The sequence below is a fragment of the Mycobacterium sp. E183 genome, assembly GCF_001667735.1.
GTDB lineage: Bacteria > Actinomycetota > Actinomycetes > Mycobacteriales > Mycobacteriaceae > Mycobacterium.
The window spans coordinates 22196-44729 of sequence record NZ_LZJN01000152.1; the positions used below are offsets into that span (position 1 = coordinate 22196).

The 22534-nt window shown below is 68.8% G+C and carries 22 protein-coding genes; 13 read left to right on the forward strand and 9 right to left on the reverse strand.

The annotated features are described in order from the left end of the window. Nucleotides 1–37: 37 nt before the first annotated feature. The 3 genes from A5691_RS17450 (at nt 38) to A5691_RS17460 (ending at nt 1916) form a co-directional block, all read left to right on the forward strand. Complete coding sequence (locus tag A5691_RS17450; protein WP_082950384.1) at nt 38–460, forward strand: nitroreductase family deazaflavin-dependent oxidoreductase; 423 nt, start codon at nt 38–40, stop codon at nt 458–460. Between the two features lie 71 nt (nt 461–531). Beyond that, complete coding sequence (locus A5691_RS17455; RefSeq protein WP_067887365.1) at nt 532–1179, forward strand: SatD family protein; 648 nt, start codon at nt 532–534, stop codon at nt 1177–1179. Beyond that, complete coding sequence (locus A5691_RS17460) at nt 1176–1916, forward strand: hypothetical protein (RefSeq protein WP_067751994.1); 741 nt, start codon at nt 1176–1178, stop codon at nt 1914–1916. The genes A5691_RS17455 and A5691_RS17460 overlap by 4 nt, the downstream gene beginning before the upstream one ends. 39 nt (nt 1917–1955) lie before the next feature. Here A5691_RS17460 and fadA6 read toward each other — a convergent pair whose 3' ends face one another. The 4 genes from fadA6 to ipdE1 are packed head-to-tail and all read right to left on the reverse strand — an operon-like array spanning nt 1956 to nt 5712. Next, nucleotides 1956–3116 (reverse strand): steroid 3-ketoacyl-CoA thiolase FadA6, encoded by a 1161-nt coding sequence (gene fadA6, locus A5691_RS17465; RefSeq protein ID WP_067751992.1) that lies wholly within the window; start codon nt 3114–3116, stop codon nt 1956–1958. Nucleotides 3117–3119: 3 nt separating this feature from the next. Further along, the gene (kstR2, locus tag A5691_RS17470) at nt 3120–3722 is read right to left on the reverse strand and encodes a TetR family transcriptional regulator KstR2 (protein ID WP_156675640.1); all 603 of its coding nucleotides are present in this window, start codon (nt 3720–3722) and stop codon (nt 3120–3122) included. 44 nt (nt 3723–3766) lie between these two features. Continuing rightward, nucleotides 3767–4555 carry a (5R,7aS)-5-hydroxy-7a-methyl-1-oxo-2,3,5,6,7,7a-hexahydro-1H-indene-carboxyl-CoA reductase gene (ipdF, locus tag A5691_RS17475; RefSeq protein ID WP_067887368.1) on the reverse strand — a complete coding sequence of 263 codons (789 nt, stop codon included), beginning with the start codon at nt 4553–4555 and terminating at the stop codon, nt 3767–3769. Beyond that, nucleotides 4552–5712, reverse strand: a complete 1161-nt coding sequence (gene ipdE1, locus A5691_RS17480; protein ID WP_067887370.1) for an acyl-CoA dehydrogenase IpdE1 — start codon at nt 5710–5712, stop codon at nt 4552–4554. The genes ipdF and ipdE1 overlap by 4 nt, the downstream gene beginning before the upstream one ends. 105 nt (nt 5713–5817) lie before the next feature. On the opposite strand from ipdE1, the gene fadD3 reads away from it, so the two are divergent. The 5 genes from fadD3 to A5691_RS17505 are packed head-to-tail and all read left to right on the forward strand — an operon-like array spanning nt 5818 to nt 11594. After that, nucleotides 5818–7362, forward strand: coding sequence for a 3-((3aS,4S,7aS)-7a-methyl-1,5-dioxo-octahydro-1H-inden-4-yl)propanoate--CoA ligase FadD3 (gene fadD3 / locus A5691_RS17485; protein ID WP_067751980.1), 1545 nt, complete (start codon nt 5818–5820; stop codon nt 7360–7362). After that, the gene (locus tag A5691_RS17490; protein ID WP_067751977.1) at nt 7363–8508 is read left to right on the forward strand and encodes an acyl-CoA dehydrogenase family protein; all 1146 of its coding nucleotides are present in this window, start codon (nt 7363–7365) and stop codon (nt 8506–8508) included. Continuing rightward, entirely contained in the window at nt 8505–9440 is a 936-nt protein-coding gene (locus A5691_RS17495) for an acyl-CoA dehydrogenase family protein (RefSeq protein ID WP_067887377.1), read from the forward strand. Before A5691_RS17490 ends, A5691_RS17495 begins: the two co-directional genes overlap by 4 nt. 49 nt (nt 9441–9489) lie before the next feature. Beyond that, a complete protein-coding gene (locus tag A5691_RS17500) occupies nt 9490–10440 on the forward strand; it encodes an acyl-CoA dehydrogenase family protein (protein ID WP_068017249.1) in 951 nt (316 codons plus the stop codon). Next, a complete protein-coding gene (locus tag A5691_RS17505; RefSeq protein WP_068017250.1) occupies nt 10437–11594 on the forward strand; it encodes a pyridoxal phosphate-dependent aminotransferase in 1158 nt (385 codons plus the stop codon). Before A5691_RS17500 ends, A5691_RS17505 begins: the two co-directional genes overlap by 4 nt. On the opposite strand, the gene A5691_RS17510 is transcribed toward A5691_RS17505, so the two are convergent. Then, entirely contained in the window at nt 11591–12424 is an 834-nt protein-coding gene (locus tag A5691_RS17510; protein WP_067887385.1) for an arylamine N-acetyltransferase, read from the reverse strand. The two genes, A5691_RS17505 and A5691_RS17510, sit on opposite strands and share 4 nt — an antisense overlap. Before the next feature lie 95 nt (nt 12425–12519). Here A5691_RS17510 and A5691_RS17515 point away from each other — a divergent pair, with 95 nt between their 5' ends. The 3 genes from A5691_RS17515 to A5691_RS17525 all read left to right on the forward strand — a co-directional run bounded on the left by A5691_RS17515 (nt 12520) and on the right by A5691_RS17525 (nt 17069). Continuing rightward, the gene (locus tag A5691_RS17515; RefSeq protein ID WP_067887388.1) at nt 12520–13122 is read left to right on the forward strand and encodes a disulfide bond formation protein DsbA; all 603 of its coding nucleotides are present in this window, start codon (nt 12520–12522) and stop codon (nt 13120–13122) included. 114 nt (nt 13123–13236) lie between these two features. After that, the gene (locus A5691_RS17520) at nt 13237–16389 is read left to right on the forward strand and encodes a serine/threonine-protein kinase (protein ID WP_067778660.1); all 3153 of its coding nucleotides are present in this window, start codon (nt 13237–13239) and stop codon (nt 16387–16389) included. 221 nt (nt 16390–16610) lie between these two features. Then, on the forward strand, nt 16611–17069 hold the full coding sequence (locus A5691_RS17525; RefSeq protein WP_231981010.1) for a hypothetical protein: 459 nt from the start codon (nt 16611–16613) through the stop codon (nt 17067–17069). Here A5691_RS17525 and hsaB read toward each other — a convergent pair. From hsaB to hsaA, 4 genes are all read right to left on the reverse strand, one after another. After that, a complete protein-coding gene (gene hsaB / locus A5691_RS17530) occupies nt 17066–17629 on the reverse strand; it encodes a 3-hydroxy-9,10-secoandrosta-1,3,5(10)-triene-9,17-dione monooxygenase reductase subunit (protein WP_068017256.1) in 564 nt (187 codons plus the stop codon). The genes A5691_RS17525 and hsaB overlap by 4 nt on opposite strands. A 2-nt stretch (nt 17630–17631) precedes the next feature. Beyond that, entirely contained in the window at nt 17632–18534 is a 903-nt protein-coding gene (gene hsaC, locus A5691_RS17535; protein ID WP_067761017.1) for an iron-dependent extradiol dioxygenase HsaC, read from the reverse strand. Beyond that, nucleotides 18534–19409 (reverse strand): 4,5:9,10-diseco-3-hydroxy-5,9,17-trioxoandrosta-1(10),2-diene-4-oate hydrolase, encoded by an 876-nt coding sequence (gene hsaD / locus A5691_RS17540; RefSeq protein ID WP_068017259.1) that lies wholly within the window; start codon nt 19407–19409, stop codon nt 18534–18536. The genes hsaC and hsaD overlap by 1 nt, the downstream gene beginning before the upstream one ends. 100 nt (nt 19410–19509) lie before the next feature. Continuing rightward, nucleotides 19510–20694, reverse strand: coding sequence for a 3-hydroxy-9,10-secoandrosta-1,3,5(10)-triene-9,17-dione monooxygenase oxygenase subunit (hsaA, locus tag A5691_RS17545; protein ID WP_067761008.1), 1185 nt, complete (start codon nt 20692–20694; stop codon nt 19510–19512). 158 nt (nt 20695–20852) lie between these two features. Here hsaA and A5691_RS17550 point away from each other — a divergent pair, with 158 nt between their 5' ends. Continuing rightward, nucleotides 20853–21935, forward strand: a complete 1083-nt coding sequence (locus tag A5691_RS17550; protein WP_067887392.1) for a ferredoxin--NADP reductase — start codon at nt 20853–20855, stop codon at nt 21933–21935. A gap of 50 nt (nt 21936–21985) precedes the next feature. After that, nucleotides 21986–22519 carry a hypothetical protein gene (locus tag A5691_RS17555; protein ID WP_067761004.1) on the forward strand — a complete coding sequence of 178 codons (534 nt, stop codon included), beginning with the start codon at nt 21986–21988 and terminating at the stop codon, nt 22517–22519. The last annotated feature ends 15 nt before the right edge of the window (nt 22520–22534 follow it).

The window sequence follows — 22534 nt, forward strand, 5'->3', positions numbered from 1 at the left end:
CCTGGCCGCGGCCGCGACGCCACGTCACCCTGGAGGGATGATGACGCTGGCACCGGAAACCTGGCCGACCCCGCTCTTGAACGCGGTCCGAACCTCCAACAGATACCTGCTCAACCCGCTCATGCTGCGGCTGGCCGGCCGCAAGAACTGGTATGCAGCGGCGATAGAGCACACCGGACGGCGGTCGGGCAAGGCGTACACCACACCGGTCGTCGCCGAGCGCATCGACGACGGCTTCGTCATACCGCTGCCCTACGGCACAGACGTGGATTGGCTGCAAAACGTGCGCGCCGCGGGACGCGCTACCATCGCGTCCCAGGGCGAGACATATCCGGTGGTGCACCCCGAGATCATCGACGCGGCGGACGCCCTCCCCCTGCTATCGGCTTCCCGCCGCCGCACCTTCGAACGGGTCGGCATAGCGGGTTACCTCAGGGTCAAAGACCAGCCGGCGAACTGAACGGCGCCTCGACCGTACGCGCGGGTTAAGCTATGATCTGAATATCGGTGAAATGAAGCTATAATCTTCATATGGCTAGGGTGAAGACTATACCTTCAATGCGGGCGACGCTGATCGGCGACGTGGTGGGGTCCCGGCGTGCCGGCGACCGGCCGGCCCTGCATCGACGTGTCGCCTCCGCGCTGGGCCAGGTCGCGAACGGCGCCATCGACCCGCCGTCCTTCACCGTGGGGGATGAGTTCCAGGGCAGCTACCCCGCCCTGGGCGGTGCAATCGATGCGGCGTTGACCGTGCGGCTGTTACTTGCGCCCGAGGTCGACGTCCGCTTCGGGCTCGGATGGGGCGCGGTGACCGTCCTCGACGCCGACGCGGGAATCCAGGACGGGCCCGGGTGGTGGGCCGCGAGGGAGGCCATCCAGCAGACGGCGGAGGCGCAGCGGCAGCCCGGCTTCTCGCTGGTGCGCACGACATTTCGGGCGGCCGCGGAGACGTGCACCGACGTCGCCGCGGTCAACGCCGCCCTGATTTGTCGGGACCATCTGCTTGGATCGCTCGATGAGAGATCGTTGCGGATTGTGAGGGGATTGATGGCCGGCCGGACCAAAAGGGACCTCGCGGCCGCCGAGGGGATCAGCCCGTCGGCGGTCTCGCAGCGCTCGAGCCGTGACGGTTTGGATCTCATCGTCCTTGCCAGCCACTACCTGCGGGGTCTGCCGTGAGCGCCGTCGCCGTCCTGCTCACGGCGCTCGGCATCGCCGACCTGTGTCGGCGGGCGTTCCGCCCGATGTGGGTCTCGCTGGCGGTCGGACCCGCCGCGGTGGCGGTGTTCTTGGTGCTGGGCGCCCTGTGGCATGCCGGCGACATCCCGCTGCTCGTCCTGGCCGCCGCGTCGGTCGTCGCATGGGAAGGGCTCTGCGCGCGCAGCGAACGTAGCGGCGGCCACCAGGGCGCGCCGCTGGCGGTGTTCGCCGCAACGCTGGCGCTGTTGACGTTGCTGTCCGGATGGTCGTCGACGGTCAACGGCGGCATCGCGCGGTGGGTGAGCTGGGTGCACTTGCCGCTCGGCCATGTCACGCCCACTCGGCTGCTCATGGTTGTCGGCGTGGTGCTGGTGCAATTCGCGACCGCGAACCAGCTCGTGCGCCTGGTGCTCGGTTCCGTGGGAGCGGTACGGCCGGTCGGCGAACCGCAACCATCGGACAAGCTCAAGGGCGGGCGGCTGTTGGGCCCGATGGAACGGCTACTGATCTTGAGCCTGGGTGTCGGCGGGCAGGTGGCCGCCGCCAGCGCGGTCGTCGCCGCCAAGGGCATCATCCGGTTCCCGGAGTTGAACGCCCAGCAAGGCCGCAACGGCGACGTCGGGATCGACGAGGTGACCGAGTACTTCTTGGTCGGCAGCTTCACCAGTTGGCTGTTGGCCCTCGGCGGGATCGGCCTGGTGCTGGCGACCCCGTAATGTCGAACACCGCGCCGAATACCGGCTCGGCGCAATGGTTTACAGCCGCTCGATGATGGTGACGTTCGCGGTGCCCCCGCCCTCGCACATCGTCTGCAGGCCATAGCGGCCGCCGACGCGCTCGAGTTCGTTGAGCATGGTGGCGAACAGCTTGGCGCCGGTGGCGCCCAGTGGGTGACCGAGCGCGATCGCACCGCCGTTGGGGTTGACTTTCTCGGGGTCGGCCTTGATCTCCTTGAGCCAGGCCAGAACCACCGGCGCGAACGCCTCGTTGATCTCGACGGTGTCGATGTCGTCGATGGACAGCCCGGTCTTTTCCAGCGCGTAGCGGGTGGCCGGGATCGGACCGGTCAGCATGAACACCGGGTCGGCGGCGCGGGCGCTGATGTGGTGGATGCGGGCCCGCGGCGTCAGGTTGTGGTCCTTGACCGCCTGCTCGGAGGCCAGCAGCACCGCGCTCGCTCCGTCGGAGATCTGGCTGGCCATCGCCGCCGTCAACCGGCCACCCTCGACGAGGGTCTTGAGGCCGGCCATCTTCTCCAGCGACGACTCGCGCGGACCCTCGTCCACCCGGAACGGCCCGGATTCCGTTTCGACGGTGATGATTTCGTTGTCGAAGTGACCGGCGCGGATCGCGGCGAACGCGCGCTCGTGGCTGGTCAGCGCGTAGCGCTCCATCTCCTCGCGCGACAGGTTCCACTTCTCGGCGATCAGCTCCGAGCCGCGGAACTGCGAGATCTCCTGGTCGCCGTAGCGGTGCAGCCACTGCTTGGATTCGTTGGTCGGCGAGGTGAACCCGAACTGCTCGCCGACCGTCATCGCCGACGAGATCGGGATCTGGCTCATGTTCTGCACGCCGCCCGCCACGATGAGGTCCGCGGTGCCGGCCATGATCGCCTGTGCGCCAAAGGAAATCGCCTGCTGGCTGGAGCCGCACTGCCGGTCCACGGTGACGCCGGGCACTTCCTCGGGATAGCCCGCGGCCAGCCACGAGAGCCGGGCGATGTTGCCCGCCTGCGCGCCGATGGCGTCGACGCAGCCGGCGATCACGTCCTCGACGGCGGCGGGGTCGACGTCGACCCGGTCGAGCAGTCCGCGCCATCCGAGCGCGCCGAGGTCGACGGGATGTATGCCGGACAGCGAGCCGCCCCGCTTGCCAACCGCGGTGCGCACAGCGTCAATGACGTACGCCTCAGCCATAGTTCAGTTCCCTTCCTTGGTAATTCCGCCAAGAACGATGGCGAGATATTGCTCGCCAACCTGGTTCGCGGTCAGCGGTCCGCCGGGCTGATACCAGCGCACCGACACCCAGGTGGTGTCACGAATGAAACGGTAGACGAGGTCGACGTTGAGGTCGGGCTGGAAGTAGCCCTCGTCGATGCCCTGGTTGATCACCTCGACCCACATCTTGCGTTGCTGCCGGTTCATGTCCTCGATGTAGGAGAACCGGGGTTGCGACAACAACCGTTGGGCTTCGTCCTGATAGATGACGACCTGCGCGTGCCGATGCTCGATGGCCTCGAACGACGCCATGAACAGCCCCTTGAGCCGCTCGAGCGGGTTGGCCTCGCTGTCCACGATCTCGCGGTAGCGGGCGAACAACCAGTCCAGGAAGCTGCGCAGCAGCTCGTCGACCATCTCCTCTTTGGAGGAGAAGTGGTGATAGAGGCTGCCGGACAGGATCCCGGCGCTGTCGGCGATGTCGCGCACGGTGGTGGCACGCAGGCCGCGCTCGGCGAACATCGTCGCGGCGAGGTCCAACAACTCGTCGCGGCGGCTGTTCGCCTGACCGGCCACTCGATCCACCCGGCCAGGATATCAACCAAGCGCTTGCTTGGCCAGCGATCCGATCACGGATGCTGACTGGACACCGAGATGACCTCGCCGGTGAGGTAGCTGGAGTAGTCGCTGGCCAGGAACGCGATGGTGGCGGCCACCTCCCACGGCTCGGCGGCCCGCCCGAACGCTTCGCCCGCGGACAGCCGGTCCAGCAGGTCGGCCGAGGTGGTCTTGTCGAGGAACTTGTGCCGGGCGATGCTCGGCGACACGGCGTTGATCCGCACCCCGTATTCGACCGCTTCGATTGCGCTGCAACGGGTCAAGGCCATCACCCCCGCCTTGGCGGACGCGTAGTGCGACTGCGAGTGCTGTGCCCGCCAGCCCAAGACGCTTGCGTTGTTGACGATCACGCCCCCGTGCGCGGCCTCGCGGAAGTAGCGCAGCGCCGCCCGGGTGGCCCGGAACACCGACGACAGGGTGACGTCCAAGACGCGGTCCCACTCGTCGTCGGTCATGTCCACCACCGGGGTCTGACCGCCCAGCCCGGCGTTGTTGACCAGCACGTCGAGCCGGCCCATCCGGGCCGTTGTCGACGCGATCAGCGCGTCCACCTGCGCGGTGGACGTCACGTCGCACAGCACGCTCTCGACCCGGCCCAGGCCCAGCGCGGACAGCTCCTCGACGGTCTCCCCCAGCCGGCGCTCGTGGTGGTCGGACACCACGACGTCGGCACCCTCGGCCAGCGCCCGCTTCGCGGTCGCCGAGCCGATGCCGGTGCCCGCCGCCGCGGTGACGACGACGACCTTGCCCTGCAAAAGCCCATGCCCGGCAACCTCTTTCGGAGCTTCGGACAGGCTCATCCCTTTACCTCCCGGGGCAGGCCGAGCACGCGCTCGGCGATGATGTTGCGCTGGATCTCGTTGGATCCGCCGTAGATGGTGTCGGCGCGGGTGAACAGGAACAGCCGCTGCCATTCGTCGAATTCACCGTCGGACAGGGTCAGCCCCGGCTTGCCGATCACGTCCATCGCCAGCTCCCCCAGCGCGCGATGCCAATTGGCCCACAACAACTTCGACACGTTATCTTTCCCGGCGGCCTGGCCGCCTCCTTCGACGTCCATGGTGGCCAACGCGTAGCTGCGCATCGCGCGCAACCCGGTCCACGCGCGGGTCAGCCGCTCGCGGATGAAGGGGTCGTCGGCGGCGCCGTTGCGACGCGCCAGGTCGGCGAGGTTGGAAAGCTCACGGGCGTAGCGGATCTGCTGCCCAAGCGTCGACACCCCGCGCTCGAAGGTCAGCGTGCCCATCGCGACCCGCCAGCCGTCGCCGGGCTGGCCGACCACCAGGTTGGCGTCGGTGCGGGCGTCGTCGAAGAAGACCTCGTTGAACTCCGAGTCACCGGTGAGCTGGATGATCGGGCGCACCTGCACCCCGGGCTGATCCAACGGCACCAGCAGGTAGGAAAGCCCGGCGTGCCGCTTGGACCCCTTCTCCGTGCGGGCGACCACGAAACACCACTGCGCCCAGTGCGCCAACGAGGTCCACACCTTCTGGCCGTTGATCACCCACTGGTCGCCGTCCAGCTCGGCGGTGGTGGACACGTTGGCCAGGTCGCTGCCGGCGCCGGGTTCGGAATAGCCCTGGCACCACAGCTCGGTGACGTCGAGGATCTTGGGCAGGAACCGCTGCTGCTGCTCGGGCGTCCCGAAGGCGATCAGCGTCGGGCCGAGCAGCTCCTCGCCGAAGTGGTTGACCTTGTCCGGCGCGTCGGCTTTCGCGTACTCCTCATAGAACGCCACCCGGTGCGCGGTCGACAGCCCGCGGCCGCCGTGCTCGACGGGCCAGCCCAGGCAGGTGAGACCGGCCTTGGCGAGGTGCTGGTTCCATGCCCGGCGCTCCTCGAACGCCTCATGTTCGCGCCCCGGTCCGCCACGACCCTTGAGAGCTGCGAATTCGCCGACCAGATTGTCGGCGAGCCATCGGCGAACCTCCGCCCGGAACTCCTCGACGTCCTGCATGCCCTGTAGGCTAACCTACCAAGCACTTGCTTTGTCGGCTCGGTGACGATGCGCGCCGCGCAGCGGCGTGGGAGGAACCGGGCAATCCAGGTAGGAGCAGTCTCGATGACCGGCGATGTCCGCACGATTCCCGCGGCGCTGGACCGTTTTGCGAGTCGGTTTCCCGACCACGACGCGTTGATCACCGACGAGCGTTCGTTCACGGCCGCGGCCCTGCGCGACGAGGTTCGCCGGGCGGCCGCCGCGTTGATCGCCCTCGGCGTGCGGTCGGGCGACCGGGTGGCCATCTGGTCGCCCAACACCTGGCACTGGGTGGTCGCCTGCCTGGCCGTCCACCACGCCGGCGCGGCGATGGTGCCGCTGAACACCCGTTATACCGCCGAGGAAGCCGCCGACATCCTGGCCCGCACCGCGGCGCCCGTGCTGTTCGGGATGGGCACGTTCCTGGGCCACGATCGCGTCGCCGATCTGGATCGGGATGCCTTGCCCGCGCTGCGGCACGTCGTCCGGATTCCGGTCGAGGCCGACGATCCCGTTTCAGGGACGTGGGACGACTTCGTCACGCAGGGCACCGACCTCGAGTCTGTCGCCACCCGCGCCGCCGCCGTCACGCCCGAGGACGTCAGCGACATCCTGTTCACCTCGGGCACCACCGGCCGCAGCAAAGGGGTGCTGTGCGCGCACCGGCAGTCGTTGTCGGCATCGGCGTCGTGGGCGGCCAACGGCAAGATCACCAGCGACGACCGCTACCTGTGCATCAACCCGTTCTTCCACAACTTCGGCTACAAGGCGGGCATCCTGGCCTGTCTGCAGACCGGCGCGACGCTGATCCCGCACCTGACGTTCGACCCACTGCGCGCGCTGCAGGCGATCGAGCGGCACCGCATCACCGTGTTGCCGGGACCGCCCACCATTTACCAGACCCTGCTGGACCATCCGCAGCGCGGGGACTACGACCTGAGTTCGCTGCGGTTCGCGGTGACAGGGGCGGCCACCGTGCCCGTCGTGCTGGTGGAGCGCATGCAATCCGAACTCGACATCGACATCGTGCTGACGGCGTACGGCCTCACCGAGGCCAACGGGATGGGCACGATGTGCCGCGCCGACGACGACGCCGTCACCGTCGCCACCACCTGCGGGCGCCCGTTCGCCGACTTCGAATTGCGTATCGACTCAAGCGCTCCCGGCGAAGCGGGTGAGGTGCTGCTGCGCGGGCCGAACGTGATGCTGGGCTACCTCGATGACCCGGACGCCACGGCGGCGGCCATCGACGCCGACGGTTGGCTGCACACCGGTGACATCGGCGCCGTCGACGCGGCAGGCAATTTGCGCATCACCGACCGGCTCAAGGACATGTACATCTGCGGCGGCTTCAACGTGTACCCCGCCGAGGTCGAGCAGGTGCTCGCCCGGATGACGGGGATCGCCGACGCCGCGGTGATCGGCGTCCCCGACGAGCGCCTCGGCGAGGTCGGCCGGGCCTTCGTGGTGACCCGGCCCGGCGCCGACCTCGACGAACAATCCGTGATCGCTTACACCCGTGAACATTTGGCGAACTTCAAGGCACCGCGTTCGGTGCGGTTCGTCGACGCGTTGCCGCGCAATCCGGGCGGCAAGGTGGTCAAACCCCAACTGCGAGAGCTGGCCTGAATGGATCTGGAATTAGACGAGGAGACCCAGGCGTTTGCGGCCGAGGTCCGTGAGTTCTTGTCCGCCAACGCCGAGTCGATCCCGACGAAGTCCTACGACAACGCCGAAGGTTTCGCGCAGCACCGGCACTGGGACCGGGTGCTGTTCGATGCCGGGCTGTCGGTGATCACCTGGCCGAAGAAATACGGCGGCCGCGATGCGCCGCTGTTGCATTGGGTGGTGTTCGAGGAGGAGTACTTCCGCGCCGGCGCCCCGGGCCGGGCCAGCGCCAACGGCACCTCGATGCTGGCGCCCACGCTGTTCGCGCACGGCACTTCCGAGCAGCTGGACCGAATCCTGCCGAAAATGGCCAGCGGCGAACAGATCTGGGCGCAGGCGTGGTCGGAGCCGGAGTCCGGCAGCGACCTGGCCTCGCTGCGATCCACCGCGACCAAGACCGACGGCGGCTGGCTGCTCAACGGGCAGAAGATCTGGAGTTCGCGCGCGCCGTTCGCCGAGATGGGCTTCGGGCTGTTCCGGTCGGACCCGGAAGCCGAGCGGCACAACGGCCTGACGTACTTCATGTTCGACCTGAAGGCGAAGGGCGTCACCGTGCGGCCCATCGTGCAGCTGGGCGGCGATACCGGGTTCGGCGAGATCTTCCTCGACGACGTGTTCGTCCCCGACCACGACGTGATCGGCACCCCGAACGAGGGTTGGCGGGCGGCGATGAGCACCTCGAGCAACGAGCGGGGCATGTCGCTGCGCAGCCCGGCGCGATTCCTGGCGACCGCCGAGCGGCTGGTGCGACTGTGGCAGGACAGCGGCTCGCCCCCCGGGTTCGCAGACCGGGTGGCCGACGGCTGGATCAAGGCGCAGGCCTACCGGCTGCAGACCTTCGCCACGGTGACGCGGCTGGCCGACGGCGGTGAGCTGGGCGCCGAATCGTCGGTGACCAAGGTGTTCTGGTCCGACCTCGATGTTGACCTGCATCAGACCGCGCTGGACATCCTCGCCGCCGACGGCGAGCTCGCCGGCAGCTGGACGGATGGCCTGCTGTTCGCCCTGGGCGGCCCGATCTACGCCGGCACCAACGAGATTCAGCGCAACATCATCTCGGAGCGGCTGTTGGGCCTGCCCCGCGAGAAGTCCGGGGGCACGAAATGAAATTCGCGCTAGACGAGCAACAGCGCGACTTCGCGGCCAGCATCGACGCCGCGCTCGGCGCGGCCGACCTGCCCGGCGCGATCCGTGCCTGGTCCGCCGGCGACACCGCGCCCGGCCGCAAGGTGTGGGAGCGGCTGGCCGAACTGGGCGTCACCGCGCTGGCGGTTCCGGAGAAGTTCGACGGCATCGAGGCGCACCCGGTCGACCTGGTGGTCGCGCTGGAACGCCTGGGACGCTGGTGCGTGCCGGGGCCGGTGGCCGAATCCATCGCCGTGGCACCGGTTTTGCTCGCCTCGGACGAGCGGTGCGCGGCGCTGGCCTCCGGCGAGCTGGTAGCCACGGTCGCGTTGCCACCGCATGCGCCGCGCGCGGTGGACGCCGACTCGGCCGGGCTGGTGCTGCTGGCCACCGACGACGGTGTGAGCGAGGCCGCGCCCGGCGACCGGCACGAGTCGGTCGATCCGAGCCGGCCCGTCTACGACGTGACCGCCACCGGCCAACCCTGGCAGGCGGAGGTCCGGCGCGCCTTCGAGTTCGGCGCGCTGGCCACCGCCGCGCAGCTGGTCGGCGCCGCCGAGGCGCTGCTGCGGGACACCGTCGACTACGCCAAGCAGCGCGCCCAGTTCGGCCGGGTGATCGGTTCCTATCAGGCGATCAAGCACAAGCTCGCCGACGTGCACATCGCGATCGAGCTCGCCCGGCCACTGTTGTACGGCGCGGCCCTGTCGATGGAGCCCCGCGATGTCAGCGCGGCCAAGGCGGCCGCGGCCGAGGCGGGCCTGCTGGCGGCGCGGTCGGCGCTGCAGACCCATGGCGCGATCGGCTTCACCCAGGAAAATGATTTGTCGCTTTGGCTACTACGCGTGCAAGCATTGCGTTCGGCCTGGGGTACTCCCGAGGCGCATCGGCGGCGAGTGCTGGAGGCGCTGTGACCAGCCACGTCGCGACGACGCCGTGGAGCGACGAACAGGAGCGGTGCTCATGAGTGAAGAACGGGAGATGCTGCGGGAGACCGTCGCGGCCCTGGTGGCCAAGCACGCCAACCCGGCGGCGGTGCGCGCCGCGATGGACTCCGAGCGCGGCTACGACGAGTCGCTGTGGCAGCTGCTGTGTGAGCAGGTGGGAGCCGCCGCGCTGGTCATCCCCGAGGAGCTGGGCGGCGCGGGCGGTGAATTGGCCGACGCCGCAACAGTTTTGCAGGAACTGGGCCGGGCGCTGGTGCCCTCGCCGCTGCTGGGCACCACGCTGGCGGAGCTGGCGCTGCTGAGCGCGCCGGAGCCGGATGCCGAGACGTTGGGCGGCCTCGCCGACGGCACCTCGATCGGCGCGCTGGTTTTCGACGCCGACTACGTCGTCAACGGCGACACCGCCGACGTCGTCGTCGCCGCCACCGACGGCCAGCTGACCCGGTGGACCCGGTTCTCCGCGGAACCGGCCGTCACCATGGACCCGACCCGGCGGCTCGCCCGGGTCACGCCCGAGGACACCGAACCCATCGGCACCGACCCCGGCCTCGCCGACACCGCGGCCATCCTGCTGGCCGCCGAGCAGATCGGCGCCGCCGAACGCTGCCTGCAGCTGACCGTCGAATACGCCAAGAACAGAGTGCAATTCGGCCGGCCCATCGGCAGCTTCCAGGCGCTCAAGCACCGGATGGCCGATCTGTACGTCACGATCGCCGCGGCGAAGGCCGTCGTGGCGGAGGCCTGCGACGAACCCACCCCGACCAATGCGGCCACCGCGCGCCTGGCCGCCACCGAGGCGTTGTGCAACGCGGCCGCCGAGGGCATCCAACTGCACGGCGGAATCGCGATCACCTGGGAACACGACATGCACCTGTATTTCAAGCGCGCCCATGGCAGCGCCCACCTGCTCAGCACAACGCAGGAGGTTCTCGCGCGACTGGAAGCGGAGGTGCTCGAACCGTCGTGAACGACCACGTCGCGCGGCGCGCCGCCATCCCGCCGTTCTATGTGATGGACGTGTGGCTGGCCGCCGCCGAGCGCCAGCGCAGCCACGGCGACCTGGTGAACCTGTCAGCCGGTCAGCCCAGCGTCGGAGCGCCCGAGCCGGTGCGCGCCGCGGCGGCCGCCGCCCTGCACGGCAACGAGCTGGGTTACACCGTGACGCTGGGCATTCCGGAGCTGCGCGCGGCGATCGCCGCGGATTATCAACGCCAGCAAGGGCTTCGGGTCGAGCCCGATGACGTGGTGTTGACCACCGGCTCGTCCGGCGGATTTTTGCTCGCGTTCCTGGCCTGCTTCGACGCGGGCGACCGGGTCGCGCTGGCCAGTCCCGGTTACCCGTGTTATCGAAACATCCTGTCCGCCTTGGGGTGCGAGGTGGTCGAGATCCCGTGCGGACCCCAGACCCGCTTCCAGCCCACCGTGCAGATGCTCGAAGAACTCGACCCGCCGCCCCACGGCGTGATCGTCGCCAGCCCGGCCAATCCCACCGGGACGGTGATCGCGCCGGCCGAGCTGGCCGCGATCGCAGCGTGGTGCGAGGCGTCGGGCGTGCGGTTGATCAGCGACGAGGTCTACCACGGCCTGGTCTACGAGGGGGCGCCGCAGACCAGCTGCGCCTGGCAGACATCCCGAGACGCCGTGGTGGTCAACAGCTTTTCCAAGTACTACGCGATGACGGGCTGGCGGCTGGGCTGGATGCTGGTGCCACAGGCGCTGCTGCGCGCCGTGGATCGGCTGACCGGAAACTTCACCATCTGCCCGCCGGTGCTGTCGCAGCTCGCCGCCGTTGCGGCGTTCACGCCGGAGTCGACGGCCGAGGCCGACGGCAACCTGCACCACTACGCGACCAACCGCGCCCTGCTGCTGGACGGGCTGCGCCGCATCGGCATCGACCGGCTCGCACCCACCGACGGGGCGTTCTACGTCTACGCCGACGTCTCCGAACTCACCAAAGACTCGACCGCGTTCTGCTCGAAACTGTTGAGCGACACCGGCGTTGCCATCGCCCCGGGGATCGATTTCGACACCACCCACGGCGATTCGTTCGTCCGGCTGTCGTTCGCCGGGCCCACGGGCGACATCGAAGAGGCCCTACGGCGAATCGGGTCCTGGATCTAAGCGTCCAGGATCTTATCGAGGCGCGCCTCGAGCGCGCCGCGCTCGCCCACGTCGGACACGTTGAGGCCGAACCGGTCCCTGAGGGTGTCGACCACCGCCGCGGCGTCGTCGAGGCGGATCTTCTCGCTGGCATCGGCGCGGTGAATGGCGAGGTTCCGGCCTGCCAGGTTCAGCCGGGCGTCGTCGGTTACGCGCGCGGCCGTCAGGCCGGTGACGAAATGCGACGACGGGTGCGTCGAGACGTACCAGCTGCCCACCGCCAGGTCGATGTCGGGCGCGGTCCGGGTGCTGAACTCGTAGAGCGGCTGCCACTCGCCCCGAATCTGGGCCTGCAGCACCAGCCCGTCGCCGCGGTCCTCCAGCCGGTAGGGCTCGTGCGTCGTCTGCTGCACGGTGCCCGTCTCGATCCGCAGCGGCGAGGGGGGTGTCTGCCCGCCGAAGCCGACGTCGACCAGGTATGAACCGTGGGAGCCGGGGAACGTCACCGCCAACACGGTGTGTGTCTGCGGCGGCGGCGACGGCGCATCGGGCGGCCGCATCCATACCACCCGACCGGCCAGGCGCCGCACCCGAAAGCCGAGTTCGGTGAGCACGTAGCCCATCAATCCGTTGTGCTCGTAGCAAAAGCCGCCGCGGCCCCGCTGAACGAGCTTGCGGGAGAGGGCGCCCGGACCCAGGTCGTCGACCGGAACCCCCATCACCGGATCGAGGTTCTCGAACGGGATCGCTTTGGTGTGGGCGCTCACCAAAGCCTGCAGGACCTCGAGATTGGGTGCCGTGGCGCCGCGATAACCGATCCGCTCGAAGTACTCGTCCAGGTTCAGCGTCATACGGCCATTCTGCTGGCAGGTCATCGGCAGGCGTGCGACGGCCGGTAGCGGGTATGCCGCTCGGTAGCCCCAAGCCTTGGATCGAAGGAGGAGCCGTGACCGATGTCGACCTCTATCTCGACCCCGTCTGTCCGTTCTCCTGGGTGACCGCTCGCTGGCTGATCGACGCCGGGCAGGCGACGGGAACGCCCGTTACCCTGCGGCAGATGAGCCTGGCGGTCCTCAACGAAGGTCGGGACGGCGACGACAAACAGCAACACATGATGGAGCGGTCGACGCGGGCGGGACGGCTGTTCGCCGCCGCCGTCGGCGAGCGGGGGCCGGAAGCGTTCGCGGGCCTCTACGACTCGATTGGCCGTCGCATCCACGTCGACGGCGAGGAGCTGACCGCACCCGCGATCCGCGAAGCCCTCGCCGAGAACGGCCTGGCGGAAAGCCTTGCCGACGCGCAGGACGACAGCGGCTTGGACGAGGCGGTCAAGCGGGCGCACCGGGTCAGCCAAGACACCCTGGGCGACGAGGCCGGCAGCCCGATCATCGCGGTCGACGGCCACGCGTTCTCCGGACCGGTGCTCACCCGAACATTGAAGGGACCGGGCGGTGTTCGGCTGCTTGAGGCCGTGCTCACCATGGCCGCAGTTCCCGAATTCGCCGCGCTGCAACGGCCGTATGAAGGCCCCCCGACCATCGAGGCGTGAGCGCCGCCGCCCCACAAGCCGACGAAGGTTGCCCGAAAAGCACATCCGTGAGGTTCTGAGCGCTAATCTTGACCTCGCCAATCACATACTTCGCGGAGGGTTGAGCGCCAGCAAATGCCTGATGAGCCACGGCCCGAGAGTGTCGCCCCGGTACCGAGCGGCATCGCCGCGGAGCTGGCGGCCGCGGGGTTCGAGGATGCGCGACAGGTAGCTCGTGGCGGGGCCGGGGTCATCTACTGCTGCTATGAGACCGCCCTCGGACGAAATGTCGCCGTCAAGGTGCTGCCGTCACACATCGACGACGACAGCCGCGAGCGCTTCCTTCGCGAGGGCTACGCGATGGGCGGGCTCTCCGGGCATCCGAACATCGTCAACATCCTGCGGGTCGGCGTCACCGGCAGCGGTAAGCCGTACATCGTGATGCCCTACCACTCGGCGGATTCGCTGGCCGTCCGGCTGCGCCGGGAGGGGCCGGTCCCGTGGCCCGAAGCCTTGCACATCGGTGTGAAGCTCTGCGGCGCACTGGAAACCGCGCATCGGACCGGAACTCTGCACCGCGACATAAAGCCCGCCAACATTCTCGTAAATGATTACGGCGAGCCCCAATTGAGTGATTTCGGAATCGCCCACATCGAAGGCGGTTACGAGACCGCGACCGGATTCTTCTCCGGCACCATCGACTTCACTGCGCCGGAGGTGATGACCGGCAATCCGGCCACGGTGGCCTCCGACATGTATTCGCTTGGCGCGACGCTCTATGCGCTCATCGCGGGCAACGCCGCGCACGAGCGCAAGAAGGGCGAGGACCTGATCGCGCAATATCTGCGGATCAGCACCACCGGAATCCCGGATATGCGGCCCGACGGCATCCCGGACGCGGTGTGCTCGGCGATCGAGAAGGCGATGTCGATCGACCCGGCCTTGCGGCCCGCCTCGGCCGAGGAGTTCGGCCGCGAACTGCAGGCCGCCCAGCGCCGCAACGGCCTGAAACCCGACGCGATGGCCATCACCGGACGCGCCTCGGCCGTGGCGACGGACGTTGGGCATGCGGCGCCGCCCGGGCCGCACAGCGAGGTGGCGCACCCATCGGCCCTCGACACGTCGAGCATGCCCCCGCCACCGCGGTTGCCGGCCGGGCACGACGACCCGACCTCGGCGATCAGCGCCCCGATCGATCGCGAACACGCGCGGGAGACCGCGCCTTTTCCGCAGGCGAGCCCGGCCGAATTGCCCGAGGCTGCCAGCTTGCTGCGCGCCGCACAAGCGTCGTCAACGCAGCCCACGGCGCGGCCACCCCAAGCCGCCGCGCCGCCGACCCGGGCCGGCGGCGCCCAGGGGCCGCCACGGGGCCCGGGGGCACGGGCGGCCGCGTGGTTCACGGAACCGGGCAAGAAGCGGAATCGCATCGCGCTGACGGCCGGCGCGCTCGCTGCGGTCCTGCTGTTGGTCGTCGGCGGCCTCTATTTCGCGCTCTCACCCGACAAGAAAGCCGGTTCCCGAGGCGGTTCCGGCCAGCCGACCGCGCAGCCGCCCATGCAGTGGAAACCGATCACCAACGCCCGAATTTCGCGGGACGCCGCGGCCACCACGCAGGCCGACGGCACGATCTGGATCTTCGGCGGAATCCGCAGCGACGGCGCCCCCACCGGACTGCAGGAGGGCTACGACCCCGTCATCGACAGCTGGAAGGGCGGCGACGACCTACCTGTCGCGGTGTCGCACGCGATGGCCGTCACCTGGCAGGGAAACCCGGTCGTGCTCGGCGGCTGGAAATCCGAAGGCGGCAAAAAGGTTGCGTCCGACCAGGTTTGGCGGGTCATCAACAGCCGCTGGGTGGAGCTTCCGCACCTGCTGCAGCCCCGCGCGGCCGCGGCGGCGGCCGTGGTCGGTGACCGCCTGGTCGTCACCGGCGGTGTCGACGCGTCCGGCGCGCTGCTGAACACCACCGAGGTGTTCGACGGCAACGCCTGGAGCCTCGGTGCACCGATCCCGACCCCGCGGCAGCTGCTGGCGGCGGCTTCGGACGGGAAGCTGGTTTATGCGGTGGGCGGCACCAACGGCACCGCCGACCTGCCGGCGGTCGAGGCCTACGACCCTGCCGCCAAGAGCTGGGCGCCGCTGCCCCCGCTGAGCCAGCCGCGCAGCGACCTCGGGGTGGCGATCGTGGACGGGCGCCTGGTCGCGGTTGGGGGCGTCTCCTCGGGCCAAGTGCTCAAGACCGTCGCCGCGTTCGACCTGATGACGAAGACCTGGTCCGGATTGCCCGATATGACGACGGCGCGGCACGGCATGGCCGTCGACGCGGTGGAGAAGTCCGTGTACGCGATCGGCGGGTCGACCGCCGTCGGCGACGGCCAGCTCACCTCGTCGGCAGAAGCGCTGAAGCTGCCGGCCCGCCGGATCCAGCCGGCGTCGCAGTGGCGCTCGCTGCCGGACGCGCCGACGCCCCGGCTGATGATGGCGTGGGCCGTGCAGGGCGACAAGATCTGGATTCTGGGTGGCTTGCGGAACGGCACGGCGTTGCAGACCGTCGAGAGCTATGACCCGCACACCGGCGTTTGGCAGACCGGGCCGCCGCTGCCGATCCCGCTGCATCACGCGGCGGCGGCGACATACCGCGACGAGGTGGTGGTGCTCGGCGGAGCGAGCGATCAACTCGCCGACGCGTCCGACAAGGTGTTCGCGCTGCGCGGCGGCAATTGGGTTGAGCTGCCACATCTCACGCACCCACGCGCGGCCCCGGCCGCCGCCGTGGTGGGCGACCAACTGGTCGTAGTGGGCGGGCAGAACGCCAAACAGCTCGTCCCGCAGACCGAGGTCTTCGACGGCAACTCGTGGAAGGACGCCGCCGACATGCCGACCCCCCGCGAACACCTGGCCGCGGTGTCGGACGGCACCTACGTGTACGCCATCGGCGGGCGGTTCCTCTCCGCCGACAAGAACTCCGCGGCGAATGAGCGGTTCGATCCCCAATCGGGCGCCTGGACCAAGTTGGTGGGCATGCCGACCCCGCGCGGGAGTTACGGCGCGACCTACATCGACGGCCGCATCGTGGTGGTGGGCGGCGAGGAACCGACGATGGTCCTGAACGTCGTCGAGATGTACGACATCGCCGACGCCAAGTGGAGCACCCTGGCCCCGATGCCCACCGCGCGTCACGCCGAGGTGGTGGCGACGGTCGGCAACACCGTCTACTGCATCGGCGGCGCGAACCGCCCGACCCACGAGGGCCCGATCGCGACGGTCGAGGCGCTGGACTTCATGTAGCGGTCGCCGATGAGTGAGCGGCGACGCGCCGTCGACTGGTTGTACGGCGCCGGCCCTGCGCGACTCATCCTCGCGGCGCCCCGGTGCCGCCGGGTAGAGGCCAAGGTCACCCGGCCGAAGCCCGGCCGATCCAGCCGGTTGTTTTACCTACGCCAGATAGGGGGATCCCACTACGAGCCAGGCCCAGCGCCAGGCGAAAACCGATCTGATGGGAGCCCATGATGAACAGCACCGCTATCTGGCTCGTGGTCGCCGCCGCGGCGGTCTTTGTAATTCTGGTCGTCGTCGTCGCGCTCACCAGGGTGCGACGCCAACGCCGGCAACGGCAGGCGGAGGAGATCCGCGAACAGGCCAAGCTGGAGACCGCGAAGGTCGAACGCCGCGAGGCCCTGGCCCAGGAGACGGCCGCCAAGGCCCGCGCGGCCCAGGCCGAGGCGGAGGCCAAGGCGGCGGAGGCCGCCCGGCTGCAGGAACGGGCGGCCAACCATCAAAGCGAGGTCGCGGCGTCGCGAGAGCAACTGCAGGAGCAGTTGAAGCGCGCCGACGAACTGCACCCGGAAACCGATGCGAAGCCCGCGGATAAGCATGACGATCCCGACATCGCGCGGTCCTCGGAGGCGCACGACCCGACGGCGGACGTCGAGGGCGTCCGGCACGACACGTACCGCGGAACGGCTTAGAGCCAGGTGTCCTGAGTGGTGGCGGTGAGAAACGCCTCCAGGTCGTCACGCCACTGCGCCGGCGTCGTCTTGTCCGGTTCGATGCCGGTGTACTCCCCGCGATAGAACAGCAGCGGGCGCGGCTTGATCTTGGGCGCCTCCGACAACGACTGCACCGCGCCGAAGACCACGAAATGGTCGCCACCGTCGTGCACGGACGCCACCTTGCAGTCGATGTAGGCCAGCGACCCGTCGATGATCGGCGAGCCGAGTTCCGAGGCGTGCCAGTCGATTCCGGCGAACTTGTCCGGTTCCTTCGAGCCGAAACGCGCGGAAACGTGCTTCTGCTTCTCGGTCAGCACGTTGACGCAGAACCGGCCGCTGGCCTCGATTGCCTGCCAGGACCGCGACACCTTGGTCGGGCAGAACAGCACCAGCGGCGGATCCAGCGACAGGGCGGCGAACGACTGGCAGGCAAAGCCGACCGGGACCTCGTCGTGCACCGTGGTGATGATCGTGATGCCGGTGCAGAACTGGCCCAGCACCTGCCGGAAGGCCCGCGGATCGATCGGCGCCGACATGATTACCCGCGGGCGCCGACCGTGAAGTCGTGGCCCCACAAACTCACGGCGGTGCTTTCCCGGGCGACCCAGTCGTCGTCCTCCACTTGCCTTCCCTCGCAGCCGAATTCGACGTCGAACCCGCCGGGCGTCTTCATGTAGAAGGACAGCATCAGGTCGTTGACGTGGCGGCCCAGGGTGGCCGACATGGGCACCTTGCGGCGCAGCGCCCGGTCCAGGCACAGACCCACGTCGTCGGCGTTCTCGACCTCCATCATCAGGTGCACGATGCCACTGGGCGTCGGCAGCGGCAGGAAGGCCAGGCTGTGGTGCCGCGGGTTGCAGCCGAAGAACCGCAGCCACGCGGGCGCACCGTCGGCGGGCCGGCCCACCACCTGGGGCGGCATCCGCATCGAGTCGCGCAGCTTGAAGCCGAGCACGTCCCGGTAGAAGTGCAACGCCTCGTCGTCGTCGCGGGTGGACAACACCACGTGTCCCAGGCCCTGCTCACCGGTGACGAACTTGTGCCCGTACGGGCTGACCACGCGCCGGTGCTCCAGCGCGACGCCGTGAAAGACCTCCAGGCAGTTGCCGGACGGGTCGGCGAACCGGATCATCTCGGCGACCCGGCGATCCGCCAACTCGGCGGCGGTGGCCTCCTTGTAGGGCACGCCCTCGACGTCAAGTCGGTTCCGAATCTCTTGCAGCCCTTCGGCATTGGCGCACTCCCAGCCGGCCTCCATCAGGTGGTCGCGCTCGCCGGGCACGATCACCAGCCGGGCCGGGAAGTCGTCCATGCGCAGGTAAAGCGCGCCCTCGGTGTTGCCTTTGCCCTCGACCATGCCGAGCACCTTCAGGCCGTATTCACGCCAGGCCGCCATGTCGGTGGCCTCGATGCGCAGGTAGCCCAGCGAACGGATGCTCATCACGCACCTCCCAGGAAATCGACGGTCAACTTGTTGAACTCGTCGAACTTCTCCACCTGCGCCCAGTGCCCACACTGCCCGAAAACGTGGAGCTGCGCACGCGGAATGGTCTTCAGCGCGACCAGCGCGCCGTCCAGCGGGTTGACCCGGTCCTCGCGACCCCAGATCAACAGCACGGGCTGGCGCAGCCGGTGCACCTCGCGCCACATCATCCCGAGCTCGAAATCGGCCCCCGCGAAGGACATTCCCATCGCGCGGGTCGCCCTCAGCGATTCCGGCGTGCTGGCCAGCGCGAACCGCTCGTCGATCAGTTCGGGCGTGATCAGCTTCTGGTCGTAGACCATGACCCGCAGGAACGCCTCGAGGTTCTCCCGGGTGGGTTCGGCGGAGAACTTGCCCAGTCGCTTGACGCCCTCGGTCGGGTCGGGGGCGAACAGGTTGATGCTCAGCCCACCGGGCCCCATCAACACCAGCCGGCCCGCCCGGTCCGGGTAGTCGAGGGCGAACCGAACCGCGGTGCCCCCGCCCAGCGAATTGCCAACCAGCGGAACGCGTCCCAGCCCGAGCTGGTCGAAGAGCCCCTTGAGGGCCCGCGCGGCGTAGTGGTTGAACTGCCCGTGTTCGGCGCGCTTGTCGGAGAGCCCGTAGCCGGGCTGGTCGACGGCCAGCACGTGAAACCGCTGCGCCAGCACCGGAATGTTGCGCGAGAAGTTGGTCCAGCTCGCCGCGCCTGGACCCCCGCCATGCAACAGCACCACCGTCTGATCGTTGCCGACCCCGGCCTCGTGATAGTGCAGCTTCAGCGGCCCGTCGACGTCGACTTCGGCGAATCGCGAAGTCGAGTCGAACGTCAGCTGTTCGGTCGTGGCCGTCATTCAGCGCCGCTCCTCTCCCCCGCAAGCGGGTGGGGTCCCCGCGGAGCTGGGGAGTGCCCCCACGTCGCTCTTACGCTCTGCATCGTCGCCGGCGCACGGCCTAGACCATCGTGTCGCCCGGCGGCAACCCGAACTCGTTGTTCCCGAAGATTTGGTAAGCCCGCTCGGGGTCGTTGGCCGCGTGCACCCGGCCCGCGTGCGCGTCACGCCAGAACCGTTGCACCGGTTGATCGTTGCCCAGCGCGGTCGCGCCCGAAGCCTCGAACAGCCGGTCGATCGAAGCGATCGCCCGCCCGGTCGCGCGCACCTGGTCACGGCGCGCGCGGGCGCGCAGCTCGAACGGGATCTCCTTGCCCGCGGACAGCAACGCGTATTCGTCGGCGACGTTGCCGCTCAACTGGCGCCACGCCGCGTCGATGTCACTGGCCGCCTCGGCGATGCGCACCTTGGCGAACGGGTCGTCCTTGGCCTTCTCCCCGGCGAACGCCGCGCGCACCCGCTTGCCCTGGTGCTCCACGTGCGCGTCGTACGCGCCGTAGGCCATGCCGACGATCGGCGCAGAGATGGTGGTGGGATGCATTGTGCCCCAAGGCATCTTGTACACCGGGGCGGTGTTGGTCTGGTACCCGCCGGCGGTGCCGTCGTTCATCGCCTTGTAGGACAGGAACCGGTGCCGGGGCACGAAGACGTCCTTGACCACCACCGTGTTGCTGCCCGTGCCGCGCAGGCCGACGACATGCCAGACGTCGTCGATGCGGTACTCACTGCGCGGGATCAGGAAGCTGCCGAAGTCGACCGGGCGGCCGTCTTTGATCACCGGACCGCCGAGGAAGGCCCACGTGGCGTGGTCGCATCCCGACGACCAGTTCCACGAACCGTTGACCAGGTAGCCGCCATCGGTCACCACGCCGGCACCCATCGGCGCATACGACGACGAGACCCGCACGTTCGCGTCGTCGCCCCAGACTTCCTCCTGTGCCTGCTGGTCGAACAGCGCCAGGTGCCAGTTGTGCACGCCGATGATCGAACTCACCCAGCCGGTGGACCCGCACGCGCTGGCGAGCCGCCGCACGGCCTCGTAGAACAGGCCCGGATCGCACTGCAAGCCGCCCCACTGCTCGGGCTGCAGCAGCGTGAAGAAGCCGATGTCCTGCAGTTCCTGGACGGTCTCGTCGGGCAGCCGCCGCAAATCCTCCGTCGCCTGAGCGCGCTCCCGAATCCGCGGCAGCAGATCGTCGATGCCGGCCAAAACCGACTGCGCGTCACGTTGTTGAATGGACGTCACTTAAGTTTGCCTCCTGGGCCAGACTTACTCAGCGGGCTTACACCAGAGACTAGAACACGTTCCGATTTGTGTCGAGCAGGGTATTCCTGCGGCTGGTAGCGATACGAATCGGCTTTTCTGTAACATGTTCTAGTTGTAACGAGAGGGAGGATAGGGTCTTGGCCGAGGCCAACCTCGACGAGCCGCTCGGCGACCATGTCCTTGAACTGCAGATCGCCGAGGTCGTCGCCGAGACGGACGACGCGCGGTCGCTGGTGTTCGCGGTACCCGCCGAGCCGGGCGACCCCGACATCCCGCCCGAGCGGCTGCGCTACGCGCCCGGGCAATTCCTGACGCTGCGCGTCCCCAGCGAGCGCACCGGTTCGGTGGCCCGCTGCTACTCGCTGTGCAGCTCCCCGTTCACCGACGACGCGCTGACCGTCACGGTCAAGCGGACCGCGGACGGCTACGCGTCCAACTGGCTGTGCGAGCACGCGCGGGCGGGCATGCGGATCCACGTGCTGGCCCCGTCGGGCAACTTCGTGCCCAAGACGCTCGACGACGACTTCCTGTTGATGGCGGCGGGCAGCGGGATCACCCCGATCATGTCGATCGCCAAGTCGGCCCTCGCCGAGGGCAGCGGCCAGGTGACGCTGCTCTACGCCAACCGCGACGACAAGTCGGTGATCTTCGCCGACGCGCTGCGCGACCTGTCCGCCAAGTACCCCGACCGGCTCACCGTGGTGCACTGGCTGGAATCACTGCAGGGGATGCCGAGCGTGGCCGCGCTGGCGAGGCTCGCGTCCCCCTACACCGGCCGGCCGGTGTACATCTGCGGGCCCGGGCCCTTCATGAACGCGGCCCGCGAAGCGCTGGAATCGCTGAAAGTGCCTGCGGCGCAAGTGCATGTCGAGGTGTTCAAGTCGCTGGACTCCGACCCGTTCGCGGCGGTGAAGATCGACGACACCGCCCCGGGCGACGCGCCGCCGGCCACCGCGGTGGTGCAGCTCGATGGCGAAACCCACACCGTGTCGTGGCCGCGCAACGCCAAGCTGCTCGACGTCCTGCTGGCCAAGGGCCTGGACGCGCCGTTCTCCTGCCGCGAGGGCCACTGCGGCGCGTGCGCGTGCACCTTGCGCGGCGGCAAGGTCAGCATGGAGGTCAACGACGTGCTCGAGCAGCAGGACCTCGACGACGGCCTGATCCTGGCCTGTCAATCTCACCCGGAATCTGATTCGGTAGAAGTCACCTACGACGAATAGTCGCGGGGTTAGGTTCACCTTCAGGGTTGGCGAACCGAAAGGGGAGCAGCATGAAGCGACTGATCACCGGGTGTGCGGTCATCGGGTCGGCGTTGGCGTTGCTGCCCGCCCCGGCGGCCGGCGCGGCCAGCAACACCGCGACCACGCTGTTCCCGCTCGACGGGCCCAACCAGCTCGAAACGCGCACCATCCTGAACTGCTTCAAGGCCGACGGCCACTGCGACTTCACCGCCGGGGCGGACATGCTGACGCCCGACGGGGTGACAGGCTTCCCGAACGGCCTCTGGGCCCGACAGACCACCGAGATCCGGTCGTCGAACCGCCTGGCCTACCTGGACGCGCACGCCAACGGTGAGCACGAGCGGGTGATGAAGTCGATGGGGTCCGACGAGATCACCACGGTCTACTTCGGCGAGGGTCCGCCGGAGAAGTACCAGACGACCGGGCGCATCGACTCCACCGATTGGCAGACCGGTCAGCCCAAAACCGACAACAACGTCATCGTCTGCACCCACATCCAGGTGGTCTATCCCGGGGTCAACATCACCTCGCCCAGCACCTGCGCGCAGACCACGTTCTCCTAGCTGCCCCGTCGCCGA